Here is a 26515-nt window from a genome sequence, read left to right as displayed (position 1 = left end):
TAGAATCGATGAATGCTGAATACGCCCTGGGAGACCGGCTCGGACCTGTACCGCAAGCTGGTGGTCTCCGCCCTGGTGACCACGGCGCTCGGCATCCTCATCGCCGTGGTCGGAGCCGTCACGGACCAGCGCACGCTCGTCTCGACCGGCATCCCGATCATCGTGGTCGGTATGGTGTGCCACGTCGCGGGCATGGTGGTGCGCTCGCGGGACACCCGGCGCCGCCTTCGGGACCGGCGCTGAGCCCGCACAGCCCGATGCCGTCCCCTTCCCGCGCCCTCAGCCAGGATCTCCCCGCCCGCCCGACGCCGTTTCCATCGGAGGAACCATGACCATCGACCCAGACCTGCAGGGGCGCAGCTACCCCGCAGGAGAGACCTACTCCGTGGGCCGTGAGGCGATCCGCGACTTCGCCCGGGCCGTCAAGGCGACACACCCGGCACACTACGAGGTCGACGCCGCGGCAGCGCTCGGACACCGGGACCTGGTGGCCCCGCCCACCTTCGCGATCATCATCGCGCAGCGTGCCGACGCGCAGCTCATCGCCGATCCGAGTGCGGGGATCGATTTCACCCGCGTGGTCCACGCCGACCAGCGCTTCATCCACCACCGCCCGATCATCGCGGGCGACCAGCTCGTCGCCGAACTCCACGTGGACCAGGTGCGGGCCATGGGCGGCGGCGCGATGATCACCACGCGTGCGGAGATCTCGACCGTCGACGGCGAGCCGACGGCCACCACGACCTCGTCCCTCCTCGTCCGCGGAGAGGACCAGTAGTCATGGCAGTATCCATCAGCACGCTCGAGGTGGGGCGGCAGATCGGCTCCACCACCATCGACATCACCCGCCAGGACCTGGTCCGGTACGCGGGCGCTTCGGGAGACCTCAACCCGATCCACTGGAACCAGGCCTTCGCCGAGGGGGTAGGACTCCCCGGCGTGATCGCCCACGGAATGTTCACCATGGGCGCCGTCGTCCAGCTCGTCACGGCCTGGGTCGGCGACCCCGCCGCCGTCATCGATTACCAGACGCGGTTCACCAAGCCCGTGGTCGTCGAGGACACCACGGCGCAGCCCGGGGAGCCGGGTGCCGTGGTGGAGGTGACGGGCATCGTCGGCGCGATCGACACCGAGCGGTCGACGGCGCGGATCGACCTCACCGTGACCTTCGCCGGGCAGAAGGTGCTCGTGAAGGCGCAGGCCGTGGTGAAGCTGCCATGACCGTGCCCCTGACCGGGACTCTCCTGGCCGACCTCACGACGGCACGCGTCGGGGGACCCGCGCGCACGCTCGTGGAGGCCTCGACCGAACAGGAGATCGTGGAGGCTGTCCGCGCCGCCGACACCGCCGGGGACCCGCTGCTCATCATCAGCGGCGGGTCGAACCTGCTGATCGGTGACGACGGCTTCGCGGGCACCGTCGTCCGCATCACCTCGAGCGGTTTCACCGTCGACGACGACGACGCCACGTGCGGCGGCGTCATGGTGAAGGTGCAGGCCGGGCACGATTGGGACGACCTCGTGCGGTACACCGTCCTTCACGCCTTCACGGGGCTCGAGGCACTCTCGGGTATCCCCGGCTCCACGGGAGCGACGCCCGTCCAGAACGTCGGGGCGTACGGTTCGGATGTCTCCCACACCATCGCCACGGTGCGGACGTTCGACCGCCAGACGGACAGCATCAGGAGCTTCACCAACTTCGAGCTGCAGTTCGGCTATCGGGACTCCCTGCTGAAGCGCAGCACGGTCGACGGGTCGCCGCGCTACGTGGTGCTGACGGTCGAGTTCCAGCTCGGCCTCGGACGCATGAGCACCCCGATCCGGTATGCGGAGCTGGCCCGTGCCCTCGGCGTCGAGGTCGGGGCGCGTGCCTATGCCAACGATGTGCGCCGTGAGGTGCTCGGACTGAGGGCCGGGAAGGGCATGGTGCTGGACGCACCGGACCCGGACACGTGGAGTACGGGATCGTTCTTCACCAACCCGATCGTGCCGCAGGATGTCGCGGACCGGCTGCCGGCCGATGCTCCCCGCTACCCGTCGGGTGAGGAAGGCCACGTGAAGCTCAGCGCCGCCTGGCTCATCGAGCATGCAGGGTTCTCCAAGGGATTCGGTCTCACGGACGATGACGGGTTCGCCGCTGCCGGCGGGCGGGCCGCGCTGTCGACGAAGCACACGCTCGCCCTCACCAACAGGGGCGGCGGCTCGGCGTCGGACCTGTTGTCCGTCGCCCGCCTCGTGAGGGACGGGGTGGAGCGGGCCTTCGGGATCCGGCTGGAGCCCGAGCCGTTGCTCATCAACTGCGCCCTGTAGCGTGCCCGCCGTCGGCTGCCCGGTTGCCTGTCCGTCCCTCCGCGCGATTCCTCGGTAGCCCGGGTTCCCTCAGCGTGCGGGGGATCGGCGCGCCTGTTCGGCGGCGGCGCGGGTGAGGACGACGTCCTGCCAGCTGTCCTCGCGCTGCACGAGCTGCCGTGAACAGAGCCACTGCGCAAGGCGTGAGGCGACGCTGATCTGAGCGAGCCGATCGTGGAAGTCCGGGAGGAGCTGGGGCGCAGCGAGGAAGTCGGGCAGCGCGTGCAGCAGCTCGCGCGCTCCCATGACCTGGACGTAGGGGTCCTCGGTGCCGAACTGGCGTTCCAGCGCGAGTAGTTCCTGGTCGGTGTCGGTCAGCCTGGTCGCGGCGACGTGTTCGAGGTAGGCGCGGAGGTGGACCTGGATCCGCTCGTATCGCAGCAGGCTCTCGGGGTGCCGCGTATGGCCGCTGGCCGCGAAGAAGCGCCGGAGGACGATGTCTGCGTTCACGGGGTCCATGCGCCCATCCTGCCTGTGGCCTCCGACCTTTTCGTGCGGCTCCCGGCGGTACCGGATCCCCTGGGAGGGGTCCGTGCTCGGCCGGTGATGGGCGCGAGGAGATGTGGACGAGGCGACGCTGACCTGTCCTCCACAATCACCGTCCGCCCTCGGAAATAGTACGTGCGTTCGATAAAATCAGGTATGGCTGTCGCACCGCTGGAGAATCCCCGAGACTCCGAACTCTCCCTCGGATTCGTGTACGCCGCGCTCGTGCAGGTGGCTGATTCATTGACGGCTCAGGGCCGGATGCTGTCACGGAGCGAGGCGCTGCGGACGCTGGTCGACGTCGAGGACATCTCGCGGGTCGTCGATTTCCTCCAGGTCTTCGCCGCGGGACTGGCGGAGGAGACGGATCTGGCGTCGGGTGACAAGCCTCGTGAAGTCGGTTCCCTCCAGACACGGGCGGAAGAGTCCCTCCGCACGTCCGAACCAGTCGGTGCGGCCGGGGTGAGGGCTTCCAGCGGAAGCGCGGCCGACAGCGCCGGCGGGAACCGGTTCCGGGACTGCGCGGACTACCTGCGGGCCAGGCTGGGTATCAGCCGCGCTGAGGCGAAGCGCAGGCTGGACCTGGCCCATCGCGTGCTGCCCGGTGTCGCTCCCTCGGGTGCGCCCCTCGAGCCGCAGTCGGCGGCCGTGAGTGCCGCGTTCGCCTCGGGCACCCTGAGCGGAAGGGCAGCGACGCTCATCTGTTCAGCAGTGGAACGGGCCGGCTGCCTCGCTGCACCCGAGCAGCTGGCGTCGATGGAACGTCATCTCACCAGTCAGGCACTGGAATCCGATGAGGATGTTCTGCGTGTCCTCGCCCGTCGCTGGGAGACCGTGCTGGACCAGGACGGTCAGGAGCCCACGGAGAAGGTTCTGCGGGCCCGTCAGGGCGTGTTCTTCAGGGGGCGGCGCAACGGACTGCGCATCCTCGAGATCGGGGCCACCGACGAGCAGTTCGAGCATCTGGTCACGGCCATGACCACCGCCACGAACCCCCGGAGTCCCAAGGCCGACCGCGCCGCGGACGCTTCCCAGTGCGTGAACGGTGCCGGAGCCGTGACGGACGGTGCAGGCGATCCGATCATGCCGTCGAAGGGACCGGGAAGTCCTACACGGGCGCAGAGCCTGCTCGACGGGCTGGTGGGTGCGTGCCGCATCGCCCTGTCCACGTCCCTCCTGCCGGCAACCGGTGGCCACAGGCCCCAGGTCATGGTGACCATCGACTACCGCGACCTCCTCGACGAGCTCCGCAACACCCGCAGCCGGGACACCAGCAGTCACGACAGCAGCAGTCGGGATACGGCACGTCGAACCGCCGGTCGACCTGCCGGTCGAACCACCGGTCGGGATACCTCGGGTGATGCCCGCACCGCCGGCTCGAGGGGCGGAAGCGGGACCGGGCGTGCCGTTTTCGCCGAGCAGCTAAGTGCCAGCACCATCCGGCGGATCGCCTGCGACGCGGACCTCGTTCCCCTGGTACTCGGTGGCGAGGGGCAGATCCTCGACATCGGCCGCGCAGGTAGGCTCTTCCCGCCACACGTGCGTAGAGCCCTCATCGCCCGGGACCGCGGCTGCGCGTTCCCGGACTGCACTGTTCCAGCCACGTGGTGCGAGGCCCACCACATGACGCCCTGGGCTTCCGGGGGTACCACCGGCATCGCCAACGGAGTCCTGCTGTGTGCACACCACCATCACACCATCCATGACGGCCTCTGGACGGTCGCATCGCACAACGGCATACCCTGGTTCACCCCACCGCCACATCTCGGTCGACCCGGAACCACCGCGCGGCGCAACAGGTACTGGCATGCCGAGCCCGGGTTGCCGGGTGGCGCCGGGGGCGCGGTTTCGACCGTACAGCAGTAGGGAAAGCAGTGGAAGGAGCGGCCGCTTCGAACGATCGGTGGAGTGTCATGTCCACCGAGGCGACCGGGACACCACCGACAGCTCTCGCCGTCCGACATCGGCAGATCGCCGCCGAATCCCCAGCAACGCGCATCCAACCGGTTCTTGAGCTCGCCGTCAGATCACCCGGACAACACCCACGGGTCACCGGCGCGTGGAAAGACGCTTCAGAGATTCCCGGTGGCGATCATCAGCATCCGGCGGAGCGGCTCGGCAGCTCCCCACAGCAGCTGGTCTCCCACCGTGAAGGCGCTGATGTACTCCGGGCCCATCTCGAGCTTACGGATCCGGCCGACAGGGACCTCCAGCGAGCCGGTGGCCGCCACCGGCGTCAGGCCCGCGATCGTGTCGACCTTCGTGTTGGGGATGACGCGCACCCACTCGTTGTCGGCTGCGAGGATCGACTCGATCTCGCTGACCGGCAGGTCCTGTGTCAGCTTCAGGGTCAGCGCCTGCGAGTGCGAGCGCATGGCGCCCACGCGGACACAGAGGCCGTCGAACGGGATACGCGTGGCGGTGCCGAGGATCTTGTTGGTCTCCGCTCCGGCTTTCCACTCCTCCCGGGATACGCCGTTGCCGAGGTCGCTGTCGATCCACGGGATGACGGAACCGGCCAGCGGCACACCGAACTGGCTCGCTTCGAGGCTCGGGTGCCGCTGCTTGGCGAGGATCGCACGGTCGATGTCGAGGATCGCGGAGGCGGGGTCGTCGAGATTGACGGCAACGGTGCCATGCAGCGTACCGAACTGGTTGAGCAGCTCCCGCATGTGGCGTGCGCCGCCGCCCGAGGCCGCCTGGTAGGTCATCGACGTGCCCCACTCCACGAGGCCGTTGCGGAAGAGCCCGCCCAACCCCATGAGCATGCAGGAGACCGTGCAGTTGCCGCCGATGAAGTCGCGGACGCCACGCGCGAGTCCGGCGTCGATGGCGTCGCGGTTGACCGGGTCGAGGACGATGATGCTGTCCTGCTCCATGCGCAGCGTCGACGCGGCGTCGAGCCAGAGGCCCTGCCACCCGGCGTCGCGCAGCTTGGGGTAGACCTCGGCCGTGTAGTCGCCGCCCTGGGCGGTGACGATGATCGGCAGCTTGGCGAGCGTCTCCACGTCGTAGGCGTCCTGCAGCGTGCCGGAGCCCTCCGCGAACTGCGGTGCGGCGCCTCCGGCGGCAGACGTCGAGAAGAACACGGGGTTGATCCGGGCGAAGTCGCCCTCGTCCTGGAGGCGCTGCATGAGGACGGAGCCCACCATGCCGCGCCAGCCGACGAAGCCGACGGAGGGCAGGGCGGAACTCTCGGGTGCTGAAGTCATGCCCTCCAGTTTAGGCGGAGGCTCCCCGGACACGCTGGTTTGTGACCGATGCCTCCCGCAGATCGCCGGCGTCGGCGGCAGTCGTCAGGGAACGGGGAGAGGGACCCGTCAGTCCCCTCTCACGTTCCGGAGTTCGGCCAGCAGGGCGTCGTCGTCGAGTCCCGTCCGCTGGGGGACGTCCTCCCGGCCCTCGTACTGGTAGCCCACCGTCCAGCCCGACGCATCGCTCCTGATGAGGAGGCGGCCCTTGGCCGGCGTCTCGTGGCGGTACACGGTGGCTCCGCCGTCGGGGTGGGTCGTGAGGTGCGAGGTGACCATCATGAGGAGGGCCTGTGCTCCGGACAGCCCAGGGTCCTGCGCCATGGCCAACCAGGAGAGGTACGAGCGCGGCTGCAGCAGGATGGAGAACTCGTCCGACTCCACCTGGAGCATGCTCCCGCTGGTCCGGCCGGGCGCCAGCAGTCCGATGTCGACGCGCCGCCGGGCGCCGGACAGGGCGGAGAGGATCGCCGCCACGGCTCCGCGGACCACCAGCTCGCGCTTGGGACCCACGGTCGCGAGGCCGTGTGCGACGAGGGACGAAGTGCCGGCACGGATGACCTGGCTGTCGGCGGCCTCCTGCGGGATGCGCAACGCAGCCGCGCTCGACGTCGACGGTCCGCCGGGCCTCATCGCGAGCAGCGCCGCCAGTTCGGCGTAGCCGAGTCCGAGAGCCTTGGGCGGGACCGCCCCCTGCACCGGGTCCGATGGGTGGTTGCCTGCGTCAGTCATGTCCGTGTCCTTCGGTTGTCGGAGTCCGGAGAGGTGCCCGGCGGCTCCGGGAGCACCTCAGCGCCGGCGGAGCCGTGCCGCCGTGGAGCGGAACCGGCCGGGCACCGTGCTCCTGACGACGCACGCGCCCGTGCGTGCCGTCGTCCGCTGAGGACCGTCGGCGCCGCGTCAGCCCTGCCTGGTCCAGAGGCTGATGCGGTACCGGGGACCTTTCGCGGACTCCAGCCATCCTGCTTCCGGGGTCAGGGCTGCCAGCGCCCAGTCCGTTCCCAGCAGGGGAGCCACGGTGTCGCCCTCCGCTGCGGATTCGACGACGGTGACGAGTGCCGCGTTGGCGCGCGGCATGGCCTCGGCGTACACGCGGCCACCACCGATGACCCAGATCTCCTCCGCGCCGGGACTGGCCCGGGCGGCGTCGAAGGCGGCATCGAGCGAATCGACGACGACGGCACCGGGCAGGTCCGCTCCGGACCGGGACACGACGATGTTCGTGCGGTCCGGCAGGGGGCGGAAGGTGGAGGGGAACGATTCCCAGGTACGCCGGCCCATGATCACGGGATGGCCCGTCGTCGTGGCCTTGAAGTGCGCCAGGTCCTCCGGCACGTGCCAGGGGATGCCGCCGTCCTTGCCGATCACGCCGTCCTCGGTCTGCGCCCAGATCATGCCGATCACGGGACGGGACCCGACGGCGTCGGCCACGCTCAGGGTGGGGGGTGAGGGGGCCGCGTTCATACGGCCACCGGTGCCTTGATCGTGGGGTGGTGCTGGTAGTCGATCACGTCGAAGTCCTCCAGGGCATAGTCGAAGATGCTGTCCGGCTTCCGGTTCAGCGCGATGCGCGGATACGGGTAGGGCTCCCGGGACAGTTGTTCGGCGACCTGCTCCACGTGGTTGTCGTACACGTGGACGTCGCCGCCGGTCCAGATGAACTCGCCGGGCTCGAGGCCGGTCTGCTGGGCGACCATCAGGGTCAGCAGGGCGTAGGAGGCGATGTTGAACGGGACCCCGAGGAACGTGTCCGCGGACCGCTGGTACAGCTGGCAGGAGAGTCGGCCGGGGCCACCGTCCACGCCGGGGCTCACATAGAACTGGAAGAACACGTGGCAGGGTGGCAGGGCCATGTTGTGCAGCTCGGAGACGTTCCAGGCCGAGACCAGGTGGCGGCGGGAGTCCGGATTCGTCCTGAGTGCCTCGACCACCTGGGCGATCTGGTCGATGTGGCCGCCGTCGGGTGTGGGCCACGACCGCCACTGGACGCCGTAGACGGGGCCGAGCTCGCCGTCCTCGTCCGCCCACTCGTTCCAGATGGACACACCGCGCTCCTGCAGCCAGCGCACGTTGGAATCACCGCGGAGGAACCACAGCAGCTCCAGCGCCACGGACTTGAAGTGCACGCGCTTGGTGGTGACGAGCGGGAAGGACTCGCTGAGATCGAAGCGGAGCTGCCGGCCGAACACGCTCCGGGTACCGGTGCCCGTCCTGTCGCTCTTGGCCGCGCCGTTCGCCATGACGTCGCGCAGCAGGTCCTCGTAGGGGGTAGGGATGGGAGTGCTCACCCGGCCAGTCTAGGACGAACCGCCCGCCCCGGTCGGCCGCATCGACCGCGGGTAGACTACCCCCGGGCCGTGCAGGTGACGGCGCCCCTGATCACCTGCTGTTCATTTCGCACCGGAAGAATCCAGCCGTGACCACACCCACGCCCCAGACCGATATCGCCCCCGCCGCCGCGCGGTTCACGGCGTCCGGGCGGGCGCCATCCCCCCGTACACTCCTCGACATCCTGCGGGCCACGGCCGCGGAACACCCCAGCGCCTCGGCGCTCGACGACGGCACCGAGGACCTCAGCTACACCGAGCTGGTGGCGGCCGCCGACCGGTTCGCCGCCGTCCTGCGCGACGCCGGCGTGGGGCGCGGCGACACCGTCGGGGTACGCCTCCCCTCGGGCACCAACGAGCTGTACATCGCGATCCTCGGCGTGCTCGCGGCGGGTGCGGCCTACGTGCCGGTCGACGCCGACGACCCGGACGAGCGCGCCCGCGTCGTGTTCGCGGAAGCGCGTGCAGCCGCCGTCGTCGGGCACGGCCTGTCGGTGGCCACCGGGCCGGGCGGACGCCGGGGGATCACCGGAGACCCCACACCGGACGACGACGCATGGGTCATCTTCACGTCCGGTTCCACGGGTACGCCGAAGGGCGTCGCCGTCTCGCACCGCTCGGCGGCCGCCTTCGTCGATGCCGAGGCGCGCCTGTTCCTGCAGCACGAACCCCTCGGGCCCACCGACCGCGTCCTGGCCGGCCTCTCCGTCGCGTTCGACGCCTCCTGTGAGGAGATGTGGCTGGCCTGGAGGCACGGCGCATGCCTCGTGCCGGCCCCCCGCGCACTCGTGCGCACCGGCGTCGACCTCGGTCCCTGGCTGATCGCCCGCAGGATCACCGTCGTGTCCACCGTGCCCACACTGGCGGCTCTGTGGCCCGCCGACTCCCTCGAGAACGTCCGCCTCCTCATCTTCGGCGGGGAGGCATGCCCTCCGGACCTCGCTCAGCGCCTCGTCGTCCACGACCGCGAGGTCTGGAACACCTACGGCCCTACCGAGGCGACCGTCGTCGCCTGCGCCGCACGGCTCGGCGGGGACGGCCCGGTGCGCATCGGGCTGCCCCTGGACGGCTGGGATCTCGCCGTCGTCGACGAGTCCGGCCTGCCCGTGCCGGAGGACGGCACCGGCGAGCTCATCATCGGGGGAGTGGGGCTGGCCCGCTACCTGGATCCGGCCAAGGACGCCGAGAAGTATGCCGCGATGCCGACGCTCGGGTGGAGCCGTGCCTACCGCTCGGGCGACCTCGTGCAGCTGCAGGCAGCCGGACTGGTCTTCGTGGGCCGGGCCGACGATCAGGTGAAGCTCGGCGGGCGCCGCATCGAGCTCGGTGAAGTGGATGCGGCGCTCCAGGCCCTGCCCGGGATCGCCGGCGCCGCCGCCGCCGTCCGGACGACGCCGTCGGGCAATCAGCTCCTCGTCGGCTACCTCGTCCCGGCCGACGGCGACCCGGACCTCGCGGTGCTCCGCACGCTGCTCGCCGAGGAGCTGCCTGCCGCGCTCGTCCCGCTGCTGACCGTCACCGACTCCCTGCCCACGAAGACCAGCGGCAAGGTGGACCGCAACGCCCTGCCCTGGCCGCTCGCCGGCGTGGGCGACCCGAGCGGGCCCGGCAGCCTGGAGGACCTCGACCCGCGCGTACGGTGGATCGCGGACCAGTGGGCCGCCGTCCTCGGCACCGTCCCGGCCGACGAGGACGCCGACTTCTTCCTCCACGGCGGCGGGTCCCTCGCGGCCGCCCGGCTCGTGTCGCTGATCCGCACCCGCTACCCGGTCATCACCGTCGCCGACATCTACGCCCATCCGCGGCTCGGCGCGCTCGCCTCCTTCGCCGCCGGGACGGGCGACGGCGACGAACAGCCGCCCACCCCGGAACGCGCCGTCCGGCGCACGGCGCGCCGGTCGCAGGTCTTCCAGACGATCATGGGCATCCCGCTGCAGTTCCTCGCGGGCATGCGCTGGCTCACCTACGCGATGATCGCGAGCAACGTCCTCGCCGGGCTCGGGGTCCTCACCTCGGCGGCCACCCTGTCCTGGTGGTGGGTGGCGCTGTCCTGGCTCGTGTTCGTCAGCCCGTTCGGGCGCATGGGCCTCTCCGTCCTCGCGGCCCGCCTCCTGCTGGGCGGCGTGGAGCCCGGCGTCTACCCGCGATCCGGCAGGGTGCACCTGCGGCTCTGGCTCGCCGAGCAGATCTCGGACAGCGTCGGGGCGGTCAGCCTCGCGAGCGCACCCTGGGTCCAGGTCTATGCGCGGGCCCTGGGCGCGCGCATCGGGCCCGACGTCGACCTCCACTCCGTCCCGCCCGTCACGGGTCTGCTCACCCTCGGAGCCGGCGCGTCCGTGGAACCGGAGGTGGACCTCTCGGGCTGGTGGATCGACGGAGACCGTATCCACATCGGCGCGATCACCGTGGGCGCGGGAGCCGTCGTCGGGGCACGCAGCACACTGATGCCGGGTGCGAGGATCGGTGCCGGCGCCGAGGTGGCCCCCGGTTCGGCGGTGCAGGGCGCCGTCCGGCCCGGGCAGCTCTTCGCGGGTTCGCCGGCCACCCGGGCGGGCAGGGCCAAGCAGGACTGGCCCGACGCCCCGCCGGCCCGCTCCCGTCTGCACACGCGCCTGGCCTTCGTGGCGTTCGCCGCGGCCTCGGGCGCGCTCGCACTCATCCCGTACGTCGCCGCCGTCGTCGCCGCTCTGCCCGTCGTGGCAGCCCTGCGGGGCGCACCGTCCCTGTCCTCGGCCTGGCCGTCCCTCATGGGACCTGTAGCGCTTGCCGCCGTCCTCTGGCTCGTCACCACCGCAGCCCTGGTGCTCGCCACGGTCCGGATACTGGGCATCGGCCTGCGGGAGGGCCACTACCCCGCGCGCAGCCGCATCGGCTGGCAGATCTGGGCCACGGAGCGGACCCTCGACATGGCGCGCGACCTCCTCTTCCCGCTCTACGCAAGCCTGTTCACGCCCGTGTGGCTGCGGCTCCTCGGGGCGCGGGTGGGCCGGAACGTCGAGGCGTCCACCGTGCTCCTCATCCCGAAGATGACGACGATCGGCGAGGGTGCCTTCCTCGCGGACGACACGATGGTCGCCTCCTACGAGCTCGGGGGCGGGTACCTGCGCATCGCGCCCGCGAAGATCGGCCGGCGCGCCTTCCTCGGCAACTCGGGCATGACGTCGGCGGGTCGGCGCGTACCGAAGAACTCGCTCGTCGCGGTGCTGTCCGCCACGCCGGCCAAGGCCAAGGCGGGCAGCTCCTGGCTGGGCAGTCCGCCCTCCCGTCTGCGCCGGCTCGCCGTCACGGGGGACCAGAGCCGCACGTTCCAACCCCCCACGCGCCTGAAGGCGGCGCGCGCGTTCTGGGAGCTGTGCCGCGTGGTGCCGGTCATCCTCACGGTCACGATCGCCGCCTTGGCCCTCGTGATCTTCGACGCGCTCGCCCTCTGGGGCGGCTACCTCGTGGCAGCCCTGCTGAGCGGCGTCGTCTTCACCGTTCTGGGCGCCGTGGCTGCTACCAGCGCCGTCATCGCGAAGTGGCTGCTGGTCGGCCGGATCACGGCGGGCGAGCACCCGCTGTGGAGCTCCTTCATCTGGCGCAACGAGGTGGTGGACACGTTCATCGAGAGCGTCAGCGCCCCGTGGTTCGCCCGGGCCGCCAGTGGCACGCCGTCACTGGTCTGGTGGCTGCGGGCGCTGGGGTCGAAGATCGGGCACGGAGTCTGGTGCGAGAGCTACTGGCTGCCCGAAGCGGACCTGGTGAGCCTCGGTACCGGGTCCACTGTCAACCGCGGATGCGTCGTGCAGACGCATCTCTTCCATGACAGGATCATGAGCATGGACACCGTGGAGCTCGCCGCAGGAGCAACCCTCGGCCCGCACAGCGTGATCCTGCCCGCCGCCCGGATCGACCAGGGTGGCACCGTGGGGCCGGCGTCGCTCGTGATGCGTGGCGAGACCGTCCCCGCAGGGACCTACTGGATGGGCAACCCGGTCAGTTCGTGGTCGGGCCCGGGAGACGGTGCGTGAGCACCAGTTCCGAGAGTTTTTCGCCTGACCCGTACACCCCGACCAATGGCAGCACCTCCTATCGCGTCGCCCACTACGACCTCGCCCTCGACTACCGGCTCTCGAGCAACCGCCTGACCGGTCGCGCGGCCCTGACCGTGACTACTCACCGGGGCCTGCTCCAGCTCGAGCTCGACCTCCAGGGGCTCCGTACCACGAGGATCACCTCCGACACCGTCCGCGTCCGGTCCTTCAAGGACCGCGCGGGCAAACTCGTCATCGGGTTCCGCGACCCGGTGCCGGCCGGGGCCACGTTCAAGCTCGACATCCGGTACGAGGGCAATCCCCGCCCCCTCACCGGGATCTGGGGCGAGATCGGGTGGGAGGAACTGACCGACGGCGTCCTCGTGGCCGGTCAGCCCACCGGAGCGCCGTCGTGGTTCCCGTGCAACGACCACCCCTCGCAGAAGGCGGCCTACCGGATCGCGGTGACCACCGACGCCGGCTACCGGGCCATCTGCAACGGCGTCCTCGTCTCGCGGATCGACAGGTCCAGCCGGACCACCTGGACCTACGAGCAGGCGGAACCGATGGCCACCTACCTCGCGACGGTGCAGATCGGTCGTTATGCCCTCGTGGCACTGAACGACCCCTCAGGGCCCGCCGTCGGCCTGCCCGCCCCGGGTACGCCGCGCGCACAGGGTGCCCCCGTCCCGCTGTACGCCGCCGTGCCGCCGTCGCTCGCCCCCGCAGCCAAGGCGTCGCTGGTGCGCCAGCACGAGATGATGTCCGTGTTCGAGGAGTGCTTCGGGCCCTACCCCTACCCGCAGTATCTCGTGGTCGTCGCCGACGACGACCTCGAGATCCCCCTCGAGGCTCAGACGCTCTCCATCATCGGGCGCAACCACCTGGACCAGGGGTGGGACGCGCAGCGGCTGATCGCCCACGAACTCGCGCACCAGTGGTTCGGGAACTCCGTCACCGCGGCGCGCTGGCAGGACATCTGGCTGCACGAGGGCTTCGCCTGCTACGCCGAGTGGATCTGGTCCGAAGCCAGCGGGTCGACGACGGCGGACGCCCACGCGCGGTCCACACACCAGCGCCTCAGCAGGGCACCCCAGGACCTCGTCCTGGCCGACCCCGGCGCCGCCGACATGTTCGACGACCGCGTGTACAAGCGCGGCGCCCTCGCGCTGCACGCGCTCCGGAAGGCCGCAGGCGACGACGCCTTCTTCGCCCTGCTGCGTTCCTGGTCCAGCGAGCACCGCTTCGGGACGGCCACCACGGCGGACTTCATCGCGTTCGCGGTGCGCACGCTCCCCGGTGCCGGCGTCGGCGACCTCCTGGTGCCGTGGCTGCTCTCGAGGCCGCTACCCGTCCTGTGACGCGTGCTGTCCTGGCGCTCGAGGAGGCCTCCTCCTCCGGGGTCATCCGCCCCGTCGGGTAGGCCCGCTCGTCACTGGCACGTAGCCCTGCCGGGCACGCTGTCCGGGCAGGGCAGCACGCCCCGCCCGGCCCCGGCCGACCCCTCACCGGCCGCTCGGCTCCTCCCAGATCGGTCGGCCCTTCAGGGGCCGACGGCGACGGCAGCCACGAGACCCAGGGGCTCCAGTGCTTCTCCGCCGACGGAGGGAAGATCGATGATGCTGCGCTCCCGCAGCACCTCCACCGCGTCCGGGCCTCGATCGGCGAAGCCCGTGCCCAGAGCCTTGACGAGGGCCTCCTTGCGGGCCCACAGGCGTGCACGGGCCGTCCTTCGTTCGGCGGTCGGAAGTTCACGGACCGCCCGGCGCTCGCCGGGAGTCAGGGCCACGTCGTCGAAGCCGTCGAAGTCCACCGCCGCGACGGTTGCGAGGTCCACCCCGAGCCCCGGTCGGGGCGTCCCGCCTGCGCCACGCGATGCCGGCGTCTCGAGGGTCCCACGAGCCGTGTGTGGGTTGTGCGTACTGACCGGCCCGACCGTGCCGGCCGGGCTGACCGTGCCGGCCGTACCGAGCGTCCCAACTGTCCTGGCCATGCCGGCCGTGCCGACCATGCTGGCTGCGCCGGCCGTGCTGGCCGTACCGAGCGTCCCAACTGTCCTGGCCATGCCGGCCGTGCCATGCCCCTCGAGCGTTTCGAGCGCTCCGAGCAGGACGAAACCTTCGGCCCGGGAGAGGCTGAGTGCCAGCGGCACGCGTTCGCCCCGCAGCCGGTAGGCCGGCCGGCCATGATCGGACACGCCATCCGGTCCGCAGGCAGGGCATTGGAAGCAGGACACGAGAAGGCCCGCCCGAGTCCCGAGCAGGTCGGCGACAAGCTCACGCAGGAGGTACCGGCCCGCGATGAAGGACGCGGACTGCGTGGCATCGACAGTCCGGGCCGCCCGCGCGCGTTCCGCGTCGTCGAGGAAGCGGGGCATCGCAGTGGTGGGAGGGAGGTCGGACCCCGGGCCGATTCTCCGCAACCGGAGGACGGTGCCCGGAGGCAGGCCCGCGGGGTCGGCCGGGTCGGCTGCCGTGGTCGGCAAGCCCGGGAAGGGAGTACTCGAAGCCGGGGTCCCGGGATCGGCGGCCGTGACCGGCATGCCGGGGACCGGGGGGTCGTGAGCCTGGGTGCCGTGAGCCTGGGTGCCGGGAAGTCGCTTCACACCATCATCGTCCCCGAGGATCGGGCCGAGAGGCCATCCGGGCAGGGAATCGGTACAAGAGCGGGTGGGCGGCGGTGGTCCTAATGGCCGTCGAACAATTCGGCGCACACGTCGTCGCGCAGGACGAACGGTCGCGGCCGGTCAGGATCGGCACGCCGTCCGTACACGTAGTAACCACGGCCCTCGCCCGGCCCGCCGGCAGCACGATCGATGGCGTGCATGAGCTTCGGTGTGAGCGGCCCTGCAGGTCCGATCCGGTGGATCTGCTCGATCTCGTGCGGTGCGAGTGCCCGTACGAGGCTCTTCACATCGGCCATGGGAGCGTTCCTGTCGTCGGTGCCGGTCGCTGCGTGAGCGTCCGACACTAGGCACCATGGATGAACGAGGGATGAACGGGGGCGATCAGGCCGCTGACGCCGGATGAACTGTCCGTCCTCGCCCGACGGACGGACGGAGGTGCGCCTGACGCACTGTCGACAGGCGCTCGACAGGCGCCTGGATGGACCGCTTGTCAGGGACTGACCTCAGTCGTCGTAGGCGCGGAACTGCTCCACGGAGACGATGCGCCCCTGGTTCGCGCTGCTCACCTGGCAGATCACCGCCTCGCCGGGCGCGAGGTGCGGGTCCTCGACGGGCAGGAGCTCGTGCAGGTGGTCCGGCATGTGGCGGCGCAGTACCGAGAGGACGGACGGGAGCACCGGGCGGTGGGTGCAGATCGCCACGGGCCGGCGCTTGTCCAGCAGCCGCTCGATGGCGGCACGGGTGCGCGCCGGCTTCCTCCTGGCGTCGTGCTCGGTCAGGGCGTCCACGAGCTTCAGCTTCGCGCTGCGCTGTTTCACGTAGGGCGAGATCGTCTGGACGCACCGCACCCACGGACTGCTCACCACGCGCTCGGGGGTCCACGCCTGGAGCAGGCGGCTCACGGCGGTGGCCTGCCGGCGGCCGGTGGCGGCGAGAGGACGCTCGCCCTCGGCCCTGCTCCACGACGAACGCGGCTTGGCCTTCGCATGGCGGACCACGATCAGGGGCCATGTCTGGAGGTTCCGGGCACGGTGCGCCTCGATGAGCGAATCGAGCGGTGCGACATCGGTCGGGTTGCTCAGCACGGCGCGGGCCTCCTCGGGGGACACCCAGCGCAGATCGTCCACCTCACTGCCGTCCGGCACCGGGGTGGACCGCTCGATCCTCGCCGCCCAGTAGTACACCGTCTTGTCACCGGAGTTCACCGGGTAGGTCATGGTCGCCAACGGGATGCCGAGCCTCACACCCAGTCCCACTTCCTCGAGGGTCTCGCGGACGGCGCACTCGGGTGTCGTCTCGCCCGGATCGAGCTTGCCTTTCGGCCAGGACCAGTCGTCGTACCGGGGCCGGTGGATGATCAGGACCTCGAGCGAGCCCTTCTCGATCCGCCAGCACAGCGTGCCTGCAGCGACGACCGCCGAGCCGCCGGTCGCCGTCGCGATGGTGGCATCCTTCGTGGGTGGAACCATCAGCGGCGCGACACTGCCCGCTGGCGGGCGCGGGAGGCGAGCAGCGACGACTGGATGTCCTCGAGCGGCGCGCCGTCGGCGTCCTTGTGGTGCCGGGTCCAGCAGCCGGTCTCGTCGAGGTGCCAGCTGGAGACCGTCGGGTCCATGTAGCGATCCATCAGGTTCATCAGGTAGGAGATGTCCTCGGCCGAGCTGAGCTGCACGAGCGCCTCGACGCGGCGGTCGAGGTTGCGGTGCATCATGTCGGCCGATCCGATGAACACCGCCGGCTCCCCGCCGTTCGCGAAGGCGAAGACACGCGAGTGCTCGAGGAACCGGCCGAGTACGGAGCGCACCGTGACGTTCTCGCTCAACCCCGGGACCCCGGGCCGTACCGAGCAGATACCGCGCACGATCACGTCCACCTTGACCCCCGCCTGCGATGCGCGGTAGAGCGAGTCGATGATCGCTTCGTCGACCATCGAGTTCACCTTGATGACCACGCGCGCGGCGAGCCCGGCATGCTTGTTCGCGATCTCCCGCTCGATGCGGTCGATCAGACCCGAACGGACGGACCGCGGAGCCACCAGGAGGCGCTTGAAGGTGGACTTCGGGGCATATCCGGACAGCTGGTTGAACAGACGCGACAGGTCCTCGCCCACCTGCTCGTTGGAGGTCAGCAGGCCGAGGTCCTCGTAGTACCGGGCCGTGCGCGGGTGGTAGTTGCCGGTGCCGATGTGGCAGTAGCGGCGGAGGCCGTCGATCTCCTGCCGCACCACGAGCGAGAGCTTGCAGTGGGTCTTGAGTCCCACGATGCCGTACACCACGTGCACGCCGGCCTGCTCCAGCTTGCGGGCCCAGGAGATGTTGGCCTGCTCGTCGAAGCGTGCCTTGATCTCCACGAGCGCCAGCACCTGCTTGCCGGCCTCGGCGGCGTCGATCAGGGCGTCCACGATGGGGGAGTCGCCCGACGTCCGGTACAGCGTCTGCTTGATGGCCTGCACCTTGGGGTCCGCGGCCGCCTGCTCCAGGAACGCCTGGACGGAGGTGGAGAAGGAATCGTACGGGTGGTGCAGCAGGATGTCCCGCCGGCGCATCGCAGCGAAGACGTTCGCTGCCTTCGACGTCTCGCTCTCGTTGAGGTGGCGGCTGGTGTGGGGGACGTGCTTGGGGAAGTGCAGGTCTCCGCGGTCGATCCCCGCGATCACGCTGAGGCCCCGCAGGTCCAGGGGTGCCGGGAGGTTGTAGACCTCGTCCTCCTCCACGCCGAGTTCCCGCGAGAGCAGCCCCCGGATGCTGGGATTGATGTCCGTGGTGACCTCGAGGCGGACGGGCGGCCCGAACCGGCGGCGCAGCAGTTCCTTCTCGAGGGCCTGCAGCAGGTTCTCGGCGTCGTCCTCCTCGACCTCCAGGTCCTCGTTGCGCGTGACCCGGAAAAGATGGTGCTCGAGTACCTCCATCCCGGGGAAGAGCTGGTCCAGGTGGACGGCGATGACTTCCTCGAGCGGGATGAAACGGGCGATGCGCCCGGCGATGTTGCCCGCCCGCGGCCCGTCCACGGACATGAGGCGCGGCAGCTGGTCCGGCACCTTCACGCGGGCGAAGAGCTCCTTCTCGCTGACGGGGTTGCGGACCACGACGGCGAGGTTGAGGGACAGCCCCGAGATGTAGGGGAAAGGGTGGGCCGGGTCGACGGCGAGGGGCGTGAGGATCGGGAAGACCTTCTCGGCGAAGATCTTGTGCAGCTCGGCGCGTGCGGTGTCGTCCAGTTCCTCCCAGGTCGTGAGGTGGATCTGCTCGCGGGCGAGGGCAGGCCGGATGTGCTCGGCGAAGACGGCGGCATGCCGTTGCTGCAGCTGGTAGCCGTCCTGCATGATCTTCTCGAGCTGCTCGATGGGGCTGAGGCCCGCAGCCGACGGCACCGCGAGGCCCGTGGCGATCCGGCGCTTGAGGCCGGCGACCCGCACCATGAAGAACTCGTCGAGGTTCGACGCGAAGATCGACAGGAAGCTGACCCGCTCCAGGAGGAAGAGGTCCGGGTCCTCCGCGAGCTCGAGGACGCGCGCATTGAAGTCGAGCCAGCTGATCTCGCGGTCGAGGAAACGGTCCGCCCGGATGTCGCCGGACGGCAGGAGGCTGGGAGCGAACTCCGGGATGTCGATGCGGTCCTGGGTTGCCCGGGCCGGAGCCGTCTCCGAGGACCCGTACAGTGACGCACCCCGGCGTTTGATTCCTGAATCCATAGCGTCTCCTGCAGCGTGGGCGGTCATGGTGGCGGGAACCCCGCACCGACAGGCCGGGGGACACCTCGATTCAACCTTACAAGGTGGGGTGCGCCGCCTTGGCCGCGTACATGACGTCGACGTCCCATCGCGTGAACCCGAGCGCGCGGTAGAGCGCCACGGCGGCCGTGTTGTCGGCGTCGACGTACAGCATGATGGCCTGCAGGCCCCGGGCGTGGAGGTGCTCGATGCCGGCGATCGTCAGGGCCTTGCCGAGGCCCATGCCCTGCGACTCCGGCGTCACGCCGACCACGTACACCTCACCCATCGCCGGGTGGGCCCCCACCGCGGGGTGGACCTTGGTCCAGTGGAAGCCGAGAAGGGCGCCGTCGCTCTCGCGGACGGCGAGCAGGAAGCCGTCGGCGTCGAACCAGTCCTCGTCCATCCGCGCGTCGAGATCCGCGCGCGTCGTAGCGCCCTGTTCGGGGTGGTGTGCGAAGGCCGCCGCGTTGGCCGCGAGCCAGGCCTCCTCGTCCTGCCCGCGGACGAACGAGCGCAGCACGACGCCGTCGGGCAGCTGGAGGGCGGGGACCGATTCCGTGACGGCCGCGCGGGTCAGGCGCATCCTCCACAGTTCCCGCACCGGGGCGTAGCCGAACCGTGCCGCAAGGTCCGATGCCGCGGAATGGTTGCCGTGGGACCAGCCGCGGAGCCCGGCGATCCCCTCGGCGAGGACCGCCTCGATCAGGGCCGTCCCGGCACCCTCCCCGCGGCAGTCGGGCCCGACGACGAGCTCGAGCACGGCGCCGTCCCCGGAACCGTGCGTGACGACGGCGACCCCGGCGAGCTCGCTGTCCGGCGCCTCGGAGGTGCGGGCCGTGAGGACGAGCAGGCGGTCACCGGCGTCGGGGGCGCGCAGGGTGAGGAGGGTCTGCTCGGACAGTGGCGGGTTGCCGTCGGCCTCGGCGGCGGACGCCGCGAGGCGCCGTACCTCGTCGACGACGTCCGTGGGCGGGGCTCCGGCGATCCTGCTGACGGACCAGGTGGGGGCATGCTGAGCGGCGGTCATGCGCCCAGCCTAGTCCCGCCCATCCCACGGTTTGGTGGTCGCGCGGCTGGTGCGGTAGTGTCGGGAACTGCTCGAGGGGGATGCGCCAGTGGGGCGCCCGCGATACGTTCGACCCGTATGTCCTCCACTCCTACCGGCTCAGCCGGGAACACCGAAAGCCCCTTCCACCCGCGGGTGGAAGGGGCTTTCGCGTGGGATCAGGCGTCCTGGTTGACCGAACTGCGGTCCTCGGGCAGGCGGGTCAGCGTGAAGCGGTACCCGACGTTCCGGACCGTGCCGATGAGCTGCTCGTGGTCCGAGCCGAGTTTCGCCCGCAGTCGCCGCACGTGGACGTCGACGGTGCGGGTGCCCCCGTAGTAGTCGTAGCCCCACACCTCGTGCAGGAGCTGGTCGCGGGTGAACACACGCCCGGGGTGCTGGGCCAGGTACTTGAGGAGCTCGAACTCCTTGTACGTCAGGTTCAGGGGCTCGCCGCCCACCCGAGCCGTGTAGCTGGCCTCGTCGATCACCACGCCGGACGCATGGATCTCGGTGCTCGCCTGCTCGCCGGCCGCCGTCGAACGTGCGATCACCAGCCGCAGCCGCGCCTCCACCTCCGCGGGGCCCGCCGAGTCCAGGACGACGTCGTCCGCCAGCCAGTTCGCGGCGACCGCCGCCATGCCTCCCTCCGTGAGCACGAGCAGGAGGGGCGCGCTGAGGCCGGTGGCCTTCAGGAGCTGGGTGAGGGACCGGGCGCCCACGAGGTCCTTGCGCGCGTCGACGAGGACGACGTCGCAGGGTTCCGTCTCGAGGAGCGCCGTGGGTTCCGCCGCGAGGATGTGCACCTTGTGATTGAGCAGTTCCAGGGCCGGCAGGATGTCCACGGACGAGCCGGTGGAATTGGTGAGCATCAGGATGTGCGGCATGTGTCCTCCACGGGTCGGGAATGCGCATCATCGGGCAACGGCGCCATCCCCCCGGACGGGGAGGAGTGTGCGGTCGAAATTTGGTCAAGTATAGCCTCCGCCCTGTGATGCACCACACGCACGGCGGCCACCGGCGGCGCAGCTTTTCCGCCCACCAGCGCGGGTAGGGCAGTATTGCTCGGGTGAAGAGGACGAGTGTGGCCGCAGCGGCCGGAGCCGCGGCCGTCGCGACCGGAGCGGTCGTCGCGTCCTCCTACATCTCGGCGACGGCGGTCGCTGTGGCCGTCGGCGCCCTCTGCGTCCTGACCGCCATCGGGTGGCCCTCCATCCTCCGCGTACCGGCCAAGAAGAGCCTGGCGGCCGCGATCGGACTCGCCGCACTGCTCGCCGTGGTCCTCGCCGCCACCGTGTCCGGACCGTTCTTCATGACCTGGTTCCCGATCTCCGTGGCCCTCGGCGTCGGCGCGGTCTTCATGATCCAGCTCCTGCGCGGGACCGGTCAGAGCCTCCGGCTGGAATCGACCCTCGGGGCGAGCTCCGGCGTCGTGGCCGTGAGCATGGGCTCGGGCTGGGTCGCCACGGACCGCCTGGCCGTCAACGCCGCTGATTCCGGCATGACGCTCGTGACCGGCGTCAGCATGCTCATCGCGATCGCCGTGTGCCTGCTGCCCCTGCCGGACCGCCTCGTCGCCCCCGCAGCCGTCGTCCTCGCTGCGCTCGCCGGCCCGCTCGGAGCGCTGCTCTTCACCGATGTGCCGGCCCTCGCCGCCGCGGTCGTCGGGCTCGCCTGCGGTGCCGTGATCGCAGGCACCCGGCGGCTGCTCGTCGCCCGGGAAGCGCCGATCGACCTGATCGCGGCCATCGCGGCCGGCGTCACCCCCGTGCTCGCGATCGGCGCCGTCGTGTACTTCCTCGACACGCTGTTCCTCGCCTGAGCCGGGCCGCCGATCCCGGCCGGGGTCCGGCTCGCCCCGGCCGGACGAGCGACCTCTGCGCACGTTCCTCCGCTGTCCGGACCGGGCGTTAGGATGGGAGCATGTCCATCCTCGCCCTTGAAATCTTCTTCATCTCGCTGCTGGTCGTCGCCGGTCTCGGCATGGCCGGGTTCGCGGCCCTCGTCATCACGCGCCTGTACAAGGGCCAGAAGTAGCCGACTGACCCCGGAGGCCCTATGTCGATCGACCTGCCCACCGACCTGACACCCGAGCTCGTCCCACTGTCGTGGCTCCTCGGAACCTGGGAGGGGACGGGGATGCTCGGCGAAGGTACCGCCGACTCGGAGCGTTTCTCGCAGCGTGTCGTGTTCTCGCAGAACGGTCTGCCGTACCTGCAGTACAGCGCCGAATCCTGGCTCATCGACGAGCAGGGCGCGCAGTTGCGCCCGCTCTCGGTCGAGACCGGTTTCTGGGCGCTCGACCGCAAGCTGAACGACTCCGACGTCGGCCCCGGCCTCAACCCCGCGGACATCGTCCCGGCCCTCAAGACGGCCGACGAGGTGGAGCAGTTCCGCAACGACTCCGGGGGTTTCGACATCACGGCCACCGTGGTACACCCCGGCGGTATCGCCGAGCTCTACTACGGGAGCATCAAGGGCCCGCAGATCCAGCTCAGTACCGACCTCGTGATGCGCGGCCAGCACTCCAAGGAGTACGCCGCCGCCACCCGGCTGTTCGGCCTGGTGGACGGCAACCTGTACTGGCGCTGGGACGTCGCGGCCCAGGGCAACTCCCTCGAGGCCCACGCGTCCGCGATCCTCAGGAAGATCTCCTGAACCGTCCGTAGGCCGCCCGTCGGCGACATCCCGGAATAGTCCCGCCTGGAAGGCGTTGTGATATCACATGACCCCACGAAGCCCCCTGCTGAGCCGACCCGGTGCCGTCGAGGGCGGCGGAGCCGACGCCGGTGTGGCATCCCACTACGGCGACCCGTTCCGTGAGCAGCGGCTCCTGGCCGCAGGGGAGGCCGTCGTCGACCTGTCGCAGCGCGGCGTCGTCACCGTCTCCGGACCCGACCGCCTGAGCTGGCTCAACACGCTCTCCTCCCAGCTGCTCCTCGATCTCCGGCCCGGCCGAAGCTCCGAGACGCTCCTCCTCACCGTGCAGGGCCGGATCGAGTACGCGGCCCACGTCGTCGACGACGGCGCCACCACCTGGCTCATCACCGAGGGAGGCGAGGCGGCGCCACTGGCCGCCTGGCTGGAACGCATGAAGTTCATGCTCCGCGTCGAGGTCGCCGACGCCACGGAGGCCTGGGCCATGCTCGGATCGACGACGACCCTGCCCGCACCGGGCGGGAACGCCGTCGTGTGGGAGGACCCCTGGCCCACCGTCGTTCCCGGCGGATACTCCTACGCGGTCGTCGACGAGCACGAGCACCCGGGACGCGAGCGGCCCTGGTTCGAGTACCTCGTGCCGCGCGCAGACCTGGACGCAGCGGTATCCGCCACGGGACGCGCACTGGCCGGCTCGCTGGCCGCCGAGGCCCTGCGGATCGCGGCCTGGCGTCCCCGGCCCGGTTTCGAGACCGACGAGAAGACCATTCCCCACGAGCTCGACCTCATGCGTACCGCCGTCCACCTCGCGAAGGGCTGCTACAAGGGCCAGGAGACCATCGCCCGCGTGCACAACCTCGGGCACCCGCCGCGCCGGCTCACCTTCCTGCACCTCGACGGCAGCCAGCACACCCTCCCCGCGCCCGGAAGCCCGGTCCTCAGCGAGGGCCGCACGGTGGGCAGGGTGACGTCGGTCGGCCACCACTACGAGATGGGCCCGATCGCCCTCGCCGTGCTCAAGCGGTCCGTGGACGCGTCCGCGGTTCTGCTCGTGCAGGACGGGGACGAGGCCTACGCCGCCGGCCAGGAAGTCATCGTGGCGCCGGATGCCGGGCAGGTCGTCGGGCGCGCCTCGGGATTCCTGAAGGCCCCGCGATGAGCGCCGACGCCGGTCAGGGCCCCACGGACGACGCCGGTGCGGCCGCGGCGATCGCCCTCGCGCACGCCCTGTTCGACGCCGCGCGGGCAGGTGACACCGCCACACTGGTGCGGTACCTCGACGCCGGGGTGCCCTTCACCCTGACGAACACCGCGGGCGACAGCCTGCTGATGCTCGCCGCGTACAACGGTCATCCGGCGATCGTGCGCGATCTGCTGGCCCGCGGAGCGGAAGCGGACCAGGTCAACGACCGGGGGCAGACACCCCTCGCCGGTGCCGTCTTCAAGGGGCACGACGACGTCGTACGGCTGCTCGTCGAGGCGGGAGCGGACGCCGACGCCGGGACGCCGTCGGCACGGGCCGCAGCCGAGATGTTCGGTAGGACGGAGCTCCTGGGGCTGCTCGGCTGACGGCCAGCGCCGGGTTCGCGACAGGGCTGTGATCTTCCCTGCAGGACCGCCCGCTGCAGGACCGCCCGCTGCAGGGCCGATCGCTTACTGGAGGGCCCACGCGGTGGAGCGTCCCCAGGCCACGAACAAGGCGAGCAGCAGAGCCACGATGTTGATGGTGAACCCCTTCTCGCCACGCGAAAGGTGAAACGCGATCGACAGCGCCATGATCAACGCCAGCCCCAGTGCTGCTGCCGGGACCAGGAAAGTGGCCACCCGGAAGATGCCCGGGAGGATCAACCCCAAAGCACCGAGGATCTCGAAGACACCAGCGGTGCGCGCGTAGCCTGGCTTGTCCTTCGCCCAGGTCAGACCCTGGGACACGATCTTGTCGATGGGTTGGAAGGTCTTCGTGACACCGGCAGCCAGAAAGAAGACTGCAAGGGTGCCGGACGCGATCCAAAGGGCAATGTTCATGACCTCTCCTCCTGGAGCCCCGACAGGACAAGCATGCTCTCGTCGGGGTGCTTTGGCTATGGACTCGCCAGAAGGAAGTGCCCGGGTCCGACTGCCGGCTTCTCCCCGGGGCGGAGGCGCTCAGGCGCCCAGGAGGACCGAGGTCTGCGTCCCCGCGAAGGCGAAGCCGGCCCGTCGGGCGGTCCGCTGGGACGCCGTGTTGTCCGTCCGCGCGCGCCACTGCGGCACGAGCCCGGCGGCCATCGCCTCCTCGACCGCGACCGCGGCAACCCGCCCGGCATAACCCCTGCGTCGTTCCTCGGGCGGGGTGATGACGGCGATGTGCGCCAGGATGCCCTGCCAGATGTCGTAACCGGCGCCGGACAGGGGAGTGGGCGCCGAGTCGGCGTCGCCCTCGTCGATGAGCACGAACGGGTGCTCCACCGCTGCGAGGCCCGCTTCGGCGACGTCGTCCGGCGGGCACCGGCGCTCGAGCTCACGGATGAGCGAGACCTCACCGGACACGACGGCAGGGGGCCCCTCGAACCGCGGCAGGTCGTCACAGAAATACAGCTGGGCCTCGCCGAGACCGCGTCCGCCATGCTCCCTGCTGAGCGTGAGCAGCGTCGAGTGGCTGCGCAGCTCCGTCCCGGACATGGTGCGTCCCGCGTCCACGGCCCAGCCCGGTCCCTTGAGCACCTCGCGGCCGAAGAGGGTCACGAAGGTCAGCACCGAGGCGCCGTCGTCCACCGCGTACAGGCGGTCGGATCCGCCGGCGAGGGCGCCGTCGTCGAGTCCGAGCAGGCGCGACCAGGCGAGCTGGATGATCGAGACCGTGCCGGGATCAAGGTCCACGGGTCAGCCGAACAGGATGGAGGCTTCGTCGTAGCGGTGCTGCGGGACCCGCTTGAGGTTGCCGAGCGCCGCCTCGAAGCCCACGTGGGCGATCTCCGTGCCGTTGAGCGCCACCATGGTGCCCCAGAGTTCGTCCCTCACGGAATCGACGGCGGCCATGCCGAGGCGTGTGGCGAGCACGCGGTCGAACGACGTCGGGACGCCGCCGCGCTGGATGTGGCCGAGGATCGTGGCGCGGGTCTCGATGCCGGTGCGTGCCTCGAGCTCGGGCGCGAGCTGGTCCGCGATCCCGCCGAGCCGCGGACGGCCGAAGGTGTCGAGGCCGCGCTCCGAGTGCGCCTGCTCCATGTGCGAGGGGACGAAGCCCTCGGCGACGACGACGAGGGGCGCGCGCCCGCGGGCGTTGGCCGTGGACACCCATTCGGCGATCTGCTCCACACTGGTCTGGTGCTCGGGGATGAGGATGGCGTGGGCGCCGGAGGCCATGCCGGCGTGCAGGGCGATCCACCCGACGTGCCGGCCCATGACTTCGGCGATCATGCAGCGGCTGTGGGACTCGCCCGTGGTGCGCAGGCGGTCGATGGCCTCGGTGGCGATCTGCACCGCGGTGTCGAAGCCGAAGGTGTAGTCGGTGGCGTCGAGGTCGTTGTCGACGGTCTTGGGGACGCCGACGATCTTCACGCCCAGGTCCGTGAGCCGCTTCGCCGCCGCCAGCGTGCCCTCGCCGCCGATCGCGATCATCGCGTCGATGCCGAGGCGCTCCATGTTCGCCTTGACGACGTCCGCTCCGCCGTTGCCCTCGAAGGGGTTGGTGCGGGAGGTCCCGAGGATCGTGCCGCCCTGCTTGGAGATGCCGCGCACCGCATGCCGGGGGAGGTCGACGATGTTGCCCTCGACGACGCCGCGCCAGCCGTCCCGGAATCCGACGAACTCCTGGTCGTGGACCTTGATGCCCTTGAGGACAGCGCCGCGGATGACCGCGTTGAGTCCGGGGCAGTCGCCGCCGCTGGTGAGGATTCCGATCTTCATATGGCGTGGGGTTCCTTCGAGGAGGGTGTGATGGTGCATCAGGAGCACGCCGTCGGGCCCGCCTATGATTCTAGACACATACGGCCCACCCCCTTCACAGAGGGCGCCCGTCCGGCACCCGGCACCGGGCACATCGGCGACCACGTAGGCTGGAAGCATCC

25 protein-coding genes are annotated in these 26515 nt (G+C 70.5%); 11 read left to right on the top strand and 14 right to left on the bottom strand.

All coding sequences use genetic code 11. The features are described from left to right. The first annotated feature begins 12 nt into the window (after positions 1-12). The 4 genes from CXQ92_RS07180 to CXQ92_RS07165 all read left to right on the top strand — a co-directional run bounded on the left by CXQ92_RS07180 (position 13) and on the right by CXQ92_RS07165 (position 2309). A complete protein-coding gene (locus CXQ92_RS07180; RefSeq protein WP_104166459.1) occupies positions 13-243 on the top strand; it encodes a hypothetical protein in 231 nt (76 codons plus the stop codon). Positions 244-328: 85 nt separating this feature from the next. Then, a complete protein-coding gene (locus CXQ92_RS07175; protein ID WP_104166457.1) occupies positions 329-778 on the top strand; it encodes a MaoC family dehydratase N-terminal domain-containing protein in 450 nt (149 codons plus the stop codon). 2 nt (positions 779-780) lie between these two features. Continuing rightward, positions 781-1221 carry a MaoC family dehydratase gene (locus CXQ92_RS07170; protein ID WP_104166455.1) on the top strand — a complete coding sequence of 147 codons (441 nt, stop codon included), beginning with the start codon at positions 781-783 and terminating at the stop codon, positions 1219-1221. 8 nt (positions 1222-1229) lie between these two features. Then, positions 1230-2309: a UDP-N-acetylmuramate dehydrogenase gene (locus CXQ92_RS07165; RefSeq protein WP_104166826.1), complete on the top strand. Its 1080-nt coding sequence runs from the start codon at positions 1230-1232 to the stop codon at positions 2307-2309. A 69-nt stretch (positions 2310-2378) separates the two neighbouring features. On the opposite strand, the gene CXQ92_RS07160 is transcribed toward CXQ92_RS07165, so the two are convergent. Beyond that, positions 2379-2807 carry a hypothetical protein gene (locus tag CXQ92_RS07160; protein WP_104166453.1) on the bottom strand — a complete coding sequence of 143 codons (429 nt, stop codon included), beginning with the start codon at positions 2805-2807 and terminating at the stop codon, positions 2379-2381. A 183-nt stretch (positions 2808-2990) separates the two neighbouring features. Between CXQ92_RS07160 and CXQ92_RS07155 the strand changes: the two genes are divergently transcribed. After that, complete coding sequence (locus tag CXQ92_RS07155; protein ID WP_146067406.1) at positions 2991-4700, top strand: HNH endonuclease signature motif containing protein; 1710 nt, start codon at positions 2991-2993, stop codon at positions 4698-4700. 206 nt (positions 4701-4906) lie between these two features. Here CXQ92_RS07155 and asd read toward each other — a convergent pair whose 3' ends face one another. From asd to CXQ92_RS07135, 4 genes are all read right to left on the bottom strand, one after another. After that, complete coding sequence (asd, locus tag CXQ92_RS07150; RefSeq protein ID WP_104166451.1) at positions 4907-6046, bottom strand: aspartate-semialdehyde dehydrogenase; 1140 nt, start codon at positions 6044-6046, stop codon at positions 4907-4909. 108 nt (positions 6047-6154) lie between these two features. Then, a complete protein-coding gene (locus tag CXQ92_RS07145) occupies positions 6155-6817 on the bottom strand; it encodes a hypothetical protein (RefSeq protein WP_104166449.1) in 663 nt (220 codons plus the stop codon). 168 nt (positions 6818-6985) lie between these two features. Beyond that, positions 6986-7549 carry a dihydrofolate reductase gene (locus CXQ92_RS07140; protein ID WP_104166447.1) on the bottom strand — a complete coding sequence of 188 codons (564 nt, stop codon included), beginning with the start codon at positions 7547-7549 and terminating at the stop codon, positions 6986-6988. Continuing rightward, the gene (locus CXQ92_RS07135) at positions 7546-8325 is read right to left on the bottom strand and encodes a thymidylate synthase (RefSeq protein ID WP_104166822.1); all 780 of its coding nucleotides are present in this window, start codon (positions 8323-8325) and stop codon (positions 7546-7548) included. Before CXQ92_RS07135 ends, CXQ92_RS07140 begins: the two co-directional genes overlap by 4 nt. A gap of 203 nt (positions 8326-8528) precedes the next feature. On the opposite strand from CXQ92_RS07135, the gene CXQ92_RS07130 reads away from it, so the two are divergent. Both CXQ92_RS07130 and CXQ92_RS07125 read left to right on the top strand, forming a co-directional pair. Beyond that, positions 8529-12422, top strand: a complete 3894-nt coding sequence (locus CXQ92_RS07130) for a Pls/PosA family non-ribosomal peptide synthetase (RefSeq protein WP_104166820.1) — start codon at positions 8529-8531, stop codon at positions 12420-12422. Then, positions 12419-13786 (top strand): M1 family metallopeptidase, encoded by a 1368-nt coding sequence (locus CXQ92_RS07125; RefSeq protein WP_258069775.1) that lies wholly within the window; start codon positions 12419-12421, stop codon positions 13784-13786. The genes CXQ92_RS07130 and CXQ92_RS07125 overlap by 4 nt, the downstream gene beginning before the upstream one ends. 182 nt (positions 13787-13968) lie before the next feature. Here the strand turns inward: CXQ92_RS07125 and CXQ92_RS07120 are convergent, their stop codons facing one another. The 6 genes from CXQ92_RS07120 to CXQ92_RS07095 form a co-directional block, all read right to left on the bottom strand. After that, positions 13969-15030 carry a 4'-phosphopantetheinyl transferase superfamily protein gene (locus CXQ92_RS07120; RefSeq protein WP_104166443.1) on the bottom strand — a complete coding sequence of 354 codons (1062 nt, stop codon included), beginning with the start codon at positions 15028-15030 and terminating at the stop codon, positions 13969-13971. An 80-nt stretch (positions 15031-15110) separates the two neighbouring features. Then, a complete protein-coding gene (locus CXQ92_RS07115; protein WP_104166441.1) occupies positions 15111-15347 on the bottom strand; it encodes a hypothetical protein in 237 nt (78 codons plus the stop codon). Between the two features lie 207 nt (positions 15348-15554). Beyond that, on the bottom strand, positions 15555-16520 hold the full coding sequence (locus CXQ92_RS07110; protein ID WP_104166439.1) for an NUDIX hydrolase: 966 nt from the start codon (positions 16518-16520) through the stop codon (positions 15555-15557). Continuing rightward, positions 16520-18742: an RNA degradosome polyphosphate kinase gene (locus CXQ92_RS07105; protein ID WP_181033567.1), complete on the bottom strand. Its 2223-nt coding sequence runs from the start codon at positions 18740-18742 to the stop codon at positions 16520-16522. The genes CXQ92_RS07110 and CXQ92_RS07105 overlap by 1 nt, the downstream gene beginning before the upstream one ends. 76 nt (positions 18743-18818) lie before the next feature. After that, positions 18819-19790, bottom strand: a complete 972-nt coding sequence (gene mshD / locus CXQ92_RS07100; protein ID WP_104166435.1) for a mycothiol synthase — start codon at positions 19788-19790, stop codon at positions 18819-18821. A gap of 197 nt (positions 19791-19987) precedes the next feature. Further along, positions 19988-20695, bottom strand: a complete 708-nt coding sequence (locus CXQ92_RS07095) for a response regulator transcription factor (protein ID WP_104166433.1) — start codon at positions 20693-20695, stop codon at positions 19988-19990. Between the two features lie 182 nt (positions 20696-20877). Here CXQ92_RS07095 and CXQ92_RS07090 point away from each other — a divergent pair, with 182 nt between their 5' ends. The 4 genes from CXQ92_RS07090 (at position 20878) to CXQ92_RS07075 (ending at position 24035) form a co-directional block, all read left to right on the top strand. Beyond that, a complete protein-coding gene (locus tag CXQ92_RS07090; protein ID WP_258069774.1) occupies positions 20878-21630 on the top strand; it encodes a hypothetical protein in 753 nt (250 codons plus the stop codon). Between the two features lie 236 nt (positions 21631-21866). Then, positions 21867-22466 carry an FABP family protein gene (locus CXQ92_RS07085; protein WP_104166431.1) on the top strand — a complete coding sequence of 200 codons (600 nt, stop codon included), beginning with the start codon at positions 21867-21869 and terminating at the stop codon, positions 22464-22466. A gap of 67 nt (positions 22467-22533) precedes the next feature. After that, positions 22534-23625, top strand: coding sequence for a folate-binding protein YgfZ (locus CXQ92_RS07080; RefSeq protein ID WP_104166429.1), 1092 nt, complete (start codon positions 22534-22536; stop codon positions 23623-23625). Further along, positions 23622-24035, top strand: a complete 414-nt coding sequence (locus tag CXQ92_RS07075) for an ankyrin repeat domain-containing protein (protein ID WP_104166427.1) — start codon at positions 23622-23624, stop codon at positions 24033-24035. Before CXQ92_RS07080 ends, CXQ92_RS07075 begins: the two co-directional genes overlap by 4 nt. Before the next feature lie 84 nt (positions 24036-24119). Here the strand turns inward: CXQ92_RS07075 and CXQ92_RS07070 are convergent, their stop codons facing one another. The 3 genes from CXQ92_RS07070 to CXQ92_RS07060 all read right to left on the bottom strand — a co-directional run bounded on the left by CXQ92_RS07070 (position 24120) and on the right by CXQ92_RS07060 (position 26354). Beyond that, entirely contained in the window at positions 24120-24491 is a 372-nt protein-coding gene (locus CXQ92_RS07070; protein WP_104166425.1) for a DoxX family protein, read from the bottom strand. A gap of 120 nt (positions 24492-24611) precedes the next feature. Beyond that, positions 24612-25325, bottom strand: a complete 714-nt coding sequence (locus tag CXQ92_RS07065; protein WP_104166423.1) for a GNAT family N-acetyltransferase — start codon at positions 25323-25325, stop codon at positions 24612-24614. Positions 25326-25328: 3 nt separating this feature from the next. Next, positions 25329-26354, bottom strand: a complete 1026-nt coding sequence (locus CXQ92_RS07060) for a 6-phosphofructokinase (RefSeq protein ID WP_104166421.1) — start codon at positions 26352-26354, stop codon at positions 25329-25331. Positions 26355-26515 lie beyond the last annotated feature (161 nt).

The organism is Arthrobacter sp. SX1312, from assembly GCF_002929295.1.
Lineage (GTDB): Bacteria > Actinomycetota > Actinomycetes > Actinomycetales > Micrococcaceae > Arthrobacter_D.
The sequence above is the reverse complement of the archived record's forward strand: the minus strand, read 5'-3'. Positions and strand labels throughout refer to the sequence as shown.